This is a genomic window from Haladaptatus sp., from assembly GCF_049589095.1.
Taxonomy (GTDB): Archaea; Halobacteriota; Halobacteria; order Halobacteriales; family Haladaptataceae; genus Haladaptatus.
Window position 1 is genome coordinate 1 of record NZ_JBAWAC010000107.1, and the last position, 2,488, is coordinate 2,488.

The following is a 2,488-nucleotide window of genomic DNA, read 5'->3' on the forward strand; positions in this document are numbered from 1 at the left end:
TCGCACAGCTCGCCACACACCTCCGCCACGAGGGGGTGCGCGTGGAAGTAATGGGGTTCCAAGAATCGTCCGCAGAAGAACTCATCGAGGCGGCTGACAGCTTTATCGACTTGAGCGAACGAACCGAGACGTTCCTGCTCTAGACCGGGCGGCCTTCTTCGCCCGTCCCGTACAGCAGCGAACCGGCAGCGAGCGCGACCGTGGCAACCGCCGCGAGCGCGTTCCCGACGAAGGTGCCGATCATCGAGATGACGCCGAAGATCACGACACACCCGATGAGGAAGAGTGCGATTCCCAGCATTTCTTTCGTGTTCATACTGCCGCTTTGGGACTGACTCCTAATAAATCGTCCTCAAACCGATAGCCAGCGTGTCATTCGTCACCACATGACAAAGTCCGCGGCCGCGTGTCGAAGGGCTTTCACCCGCTCGCGCGAAATCCGGCGCAATGACAGAGGATTTGCCCGCACTTCGCACGACGGCGGACTATCAGTTCGGCGCGGGAGCCGGTACCGCGTTGTTCCCACCGGAAGAGGACCTCGAAGTTCGCCACTCGTCGTCCGGGCGACCCCAACAGGTTCACGCCGACGGACGCCGACTCGTCACCTACGCCACCGACGGGCGTTTCACGCTGGGTCTCGCAGGGGGACATCGCATCGCCGACGCGCTCGACGCACCCGCCGGTCGCGTCATCGTCGGAGACGAGAGCGAACCGTTCGTCCGCGACGGCAAGAACGTCTTCGCCAAGTTCGTCGCCGACGTCGATTCCGACGTTCGCTCCGGTGACGAAGTGCTCGTAACGCACGAAAACGGCGACCTGCTCGCCGTCGGCCGTGCGGAACTCGACGCCGACGCGATGTTCGATTTCGACACCGGAATGGCCGTGAAGGTTCGGGACGGCGCGGGCGAGTAATCGAAAAGCGACGTCCGGCCACTATTCACGAGGCAGATTTTCACGCATCGCTCGTTCCGGGAACGAAGACGAGTGAGCGGACCGTTTGCGTCACGTTTTTGCCTCTTCGTTCCGACGGTTCGAGTATGTTTGGAGGAGGCGGCGGCGGCGGTGGGCTCGACCCACGCAAGATGCAACAGATGATGAAGCAGATGGGTATCGATGTGGACGACATCGATGCCGAAGAAGTGATCATCCGCACGGCGGACGGCGAGGAACTGGTCTTCGACGCGCCGGACGTCACCCGGATGGACGCTCGCGGACAACACACGTACCAAGTCGTCGGCGACGCCGAGACGCGCGAAGCGTCCGGTTCGTCCGAATCGGCCGGTGCGGTCGAATCCGGATCCAGCGGTGCCGATGAGATTCCGGACTCCGACGTGGAAATCGTCGTCCAGCAGTCGGGCGCGACGGAAGACGAGGCCCGCGAGGCGCTGGAGGCGGAGAACGGCGACCTTGCGGCAGCGGTAAGCCGACTGAAGTGACGGTCTTACTCGTTCACGGCGACCGCGAGTACCTCCGTGATCCCGGCGAGGAACTCCAGACCGATCTCGGCGTCCTCACCGTTCCCGAGGACGTCGAACCCGGAGACGTCCTCGCCACCCACTTGGACGAGGAATTCACGGTGCGGCGGCTTCGCGGCCCGGACCTGTTCCACCACTTCGATCGAACCGGCGCACCGATGCTCCCGCGGGATATCGGCCTCGTCGTCGGGGAGACGGGTGTCTCCGCGGGCGACCGAGTGCTCGATGCGGGGACCGGAACCGGCGTTCTCGCCGGTTACCTCGGCCGAATCGGCGCGGAGGTCGTCACCTTCGAGCGGAAGGCCGACTTCGCCGAGGTGGCCCGCGACAACATCGAGATGGCCGACGTGGCCGACTCGGTGGACGTTCGGACGGGCGATATCACCGAGAACCTCGACGACCTCGGCGAGTTCGACGTCCTCACCCTCGACACACCGGACGCGGCGGAGGTCGTCGCACACGCGCCCGACCTGCTCGCGGACGGCGGATCGCTCGGCGTTTACGCGCCGTTCGTGGAGAGCGCCCGGGAGACCGAACTGGCCGCACGCGAGGTGGGCTTGGAGAACGTCCGAACGATGGAAACCATCCAACGCGAGATGGACTTCGACGAGCGCGGCACGCGCCCGTCCACGAGTCCCGTCGGGCACACCGGCTATCTCGTCTTCGCGCGAAAAGCGTAGACTCCTGGCGACTGCCGGACGATCTTTTACTTTCGAGGAATCGAAGCGACCGCTACCGTCTGGTGTCGTACTTGTATGTCGCCTCGTCGGGGTCGATACCGAACTCCTCGGCCATCTCATCGGCATCCTCGTCCGGTTCTTCCGCCGCGTCGTGCGGCCCGGCCTCTTTGAATTGTTCGCGCAGGTGTGGAGGCACCTCGAAGGAACCGATGTCGAGCACCATCGGCATCGCGTCGGGTTCGATGGTTTCGCGTTTCGTGTCGAGGCGGTGGCGAAGGTCCGACGGTAGTTCGTCGGTATCGATGTGTTTGAATCCGAACTGGGCGAGGTACT

5 protein-coding genes and 1 pseudogene are annotated in these 2,488 nt (G+C 64.0%); 4 read left to right on the top strand and 2 right to left on the bottom strand.

From position 1 onward, the window contains the following. On the top strand, positions 1-143 hold a 143-nt coding region (locus WBV42_RS03655; RefSeq protein WP_423984835.1), incomplete at its 5' end, for an NYN domain-containing protein. On the opposite strand, the gene WBV42_RS03660 is transcribed toward WBV42_RS03655, so the two are convergent. Next, positions 140-316 carry a hypothetical protein gene (locus WBV42_RS03660; protein WP_190303753.1) on the bottom strand — a complete coding sequence of 59 codons (177 nt, stop codon included), beginning with the start codon at positions 314-316 and terminating at the stop codon, positions 140-142. The two genes, WBV42_RS03655 and WBV42_RS03660, sit on opposite strands and share 4 nt — an antisense overlap. Before the next feature lie 131 nt (positions 317-447). On the opposite strand from WBV42_RS03660, the gene WBV42_RS03665 reads away from it, so the two are divergent. From WBV42_RS03665 to WBV42_RS03675, 3 genes are all read left to right on the top strand, one after another. Beyond that, a complete protein-coding gene (locus tag WBV42_RS03665) occupies positions 448-912 on the top strand; it encodes a PUA domain-containing protein (protein ID WP_423984832.1) in 465 nt (154 codons plus the stop codon). A 125-nt stretch (positions 913-1,037) separates the two neighbouring features. Further along, positions 1,038-1,436, top strand: a complete 399-nt coding sequence (locus WBV42_RS03670; RefSeq protein WP_423984833.1) for a nascent polypeptide-associated complex protein — start codon at positions 1,038-1,040, stop codon at positions 1,434-1,436. Further along, positions 1,433-2,155, top strand: coding sequence for a methyltransferase domain-containing protein (locus WBV42_RS03675; protein ID WP_423984834.1), 723 nt, complete (start codon positions 1,433-1,435; stop codon positions 2,153-2,155). The genes WBV42_RS03670 and WBV42_RS03675 overlap by 4 nt, the downstream gene beginning before the upstream one ends. A gap of 52 nt (positions 2,156-2,207) precedes the next feature. On the opposite strand, the pseudogene WBV42_RS03680 reads toward WBV42_RS03675, so the two are convergent. Beyond that, positions 2,208-2,488 (bottom strand): annotated as a pseudogene (locus WBV42_RS03680) (GNAT family N-acetyltransferase); the annotation flags it as partial.

Excerpts from the sequence above, each read along its gene's own strand:
- WBV42_RS03670 (WP_423984833.1), top strand. The coding sequence starts at position 1,038 with ATGTTTGGAGGAGGCGGCGGCGGCGGTGGGCTCGACCCACGCAAGATG.
- WBV42_RS03665 (WP_423984832.1), top strand. The coding sequence starts at position 448 with ATGACAGAGGATTTGCCCGCACTTCGCACGACGGCGGACTATCAGTTC.
- WBV42_RS03660 (WP_190303753.1), bottom strand. The coding sequence starts at position 316 with ATGAACACGAAAGAAATGCTGGGAATCGCACTCTTCCTCATCGGGTGT.